Annotated in this window: 2 protein-coding genes and 1 pseudogene; all 3 read right to left on the bottom strand. The window is 54.9% G+C overall.

Annotated features, from left to right (window positions below):
* Positions 1-1,486 (bottom strand): DUF262 domain-containing protein (locus V5F61_RS21125; RefSeq protein ID WP_393990622.1); only part of this gene is annotated, 1,486 nt, incomplete at its 3' end.
* A gap of 230 nt (positions 1,487-1,716) precedes the next feature.
* Positions 1,717-2,010 (bottom strand): annotated as a pseudogene (locus V5F61_RS21120) (integrase core domain-containing protein); the annotation flags it as partial.
* Positions 1,977-2,105: DUF6538 domain-containing protein (locus V5F61_RS21115; protein ID WP_393990623.1), on the bottom strand; the 129-nt coding region annotated here is incomplete at its 5' end. The pseudogene V5F61_RS21120 and the gene V5F61_RS21115, both read right to left, overlap by 34 nt.

The raw sequence follows: 2,105 nt of genomic DNA, 5'->3' as shown, positions 1-2,105 counted from the left end.
GGTGCTCGCTATTGTCAAGCAGCCTCAATAGAGCTCTTGGGCGTATCGCATTTGGCTCGTTGGCGTTCTGTGCGACGTGAAGAAAAACCTCCTGCGCGGCCTTTTCATCGCTGTGAACGAAGAGCATCCAGTAAAGCACAAAGCCGATAAGTTCTTCCCTTTCGTATCGGCTCCAAGGCATGGCGCCGGTGCTCTCCAGGCGTTTCACCGCCAGTAGAAACAGGCAGTCCAGCAGGTTCGTGTCCAGTTGGAACAAGGCCAGCGGCAGCAAGCCGCGGGGATTGTCCTCCATTGAGAACACGAGTGCATCTCGCAGGGCTTCCGCCGCGTCGCGAATGATGTTCGCCTCGCCCCGTTCGGGCATGAGATATTTGAAGTAACGGATCACAGGGTCGATGTCTGCCTTGAAATTCAGTTGCTGCACATCCTTCGGATTGGGTCGTCGGAGCTCCCCGCTTTTGATATCCTCGCTTGCAGCCAAGACTCTGGCGACACGTAAGGTCGCCAGAGCAAGGGCCACTTCGCCGATCCAGTGGCCCGCCTGATTTATAACTTCTCGAATCCGATCATGGACCATTGGGTAGCGCTGCTTGATGATTGAATAACTGAGCTCCGCCTCACTGAGGGGGGAGCCTCCCTTTCCGACGCGTTCGAAGAAGCGAATATAGTTACCTTCATGGCCGAGAACGGACTCGGGCAGAAAAAACAAAGGAACATCAAGCTCCAGCGCAAACTTTAGCGCGGTCAGAGCCTCGCAGAGAATCTCATCGTCAGCTCTTTCCAAAACCAGGGTGTCGCCTTCCCGCCATGCGCTTTTAAATGCAGAGGCATCGAAGCAGTTTTCGTATGCGAGCTTTATGAACTTTTCCAGTGGCACTGCACAGCATGACTCAATCAAAGTAGAGCCAAGAGCATTGTCCACCAAAACATTGAAGAATGCCGGTGCGTCTTTCTGTGCGTTCGGTACCTGATATTCTCGGCGCTTCGCAATAGGGAATTTTTCATTTGGGAACTCGTGGCGATATCCAAATGGCTGCCCGATACTGTTAATTCGCAATACAAATCTAGTTTCCGAGTTTTTTCTTTGCCGGTCAGGTGGATTGAGCTCGATCCATATTTGTCGCTCCGGACGTGTTTTCCGGCCGATCGCAAGCCCTAGTCCCGTCAAAATCGCATTCAACCGCTGCTGGCCGTCGAATAGCTGATATCCGTCCGTATCCTGAATGCTTGTCAAGCCCTCGACACTTCGCGCCAGGGCCCCGATGGCTGTCTTTTGAACCATCATCATCCCCGGCGGAAAACCGCGCAGTAAGCTGTCCCAATAATCAAGTATCTGGTTATTGCGCCACACCACCGATCGTTGGATCGGTGGCAGGCGAAGGGGAGCACCGATGCCCTTAAGGGTGCCGCTTGCCCAGCCGGCGAGATCCAACACAGAAATCGTTGCAATTGTACCACTTTGGGAAAGGCGGATAATGTCCGGCATTAGCACCTCGGAAAACAGGAGCTCACGGACCAGGAGGAAGCAGTGCCTGCGTGAGCCTGGAGCAGGTAGAACTGCTTCGATTTGGGTTGGCAATGATCTGAGTGGCTATTTCTCACGTGTGAAGAGAACCCGGATCCGTCAGCGGTGACGATCTCCGGCCATCAGCGCCTCTGACCTGAGCCCCTCTTTCCCTCCAGTTTTCGGGAGAGTCTGGGGTTGTCAATCTGGCCTCATGCGGCCTGTTTTTCCATAGCCATTTTCATTGCGAACTCGCTGGGAGTAATGTTGCCCAGCGATGAGTGTGGTCTGTTCTTGTTGTAATCCTCCTTCCAAGCAGTGATGGCGGCGCGGGCTTGAGCGAGTGACGAGAACAGGGTCTCGTTCAGGCACTCGTCGCGGAAGCTGCCGTTGAAGCTCTCGACAAAGCCGTTCTGCATCGGCTTGCCGGGGGCAATGTAATGCCACTCGACGCTGGTCTCCTGACACCATTTTAGAATGGCCATGCTGGTGACGTTGCCCCCACTGAACCGAGGCGGATGCGGATGGGTGACGCACCGTAGGCCGATCTGAGGTCAGCCGGCACACGCATTTGGAAGCGGTAGCCAGCACCACGCCGCTC

The sequence above is a fragment of the Xanthobacter sediminis genome, assembly GCF_043195015.1.
Lineage (GTDB): Bacteria > Pseudomonadota > Alphaproteobacteria > Rhizobiales > Xanthobacteraceae > Xanthobacter.
This window is presented reverse-complemented; position numbering and strand designations above follow the sequence as displayed.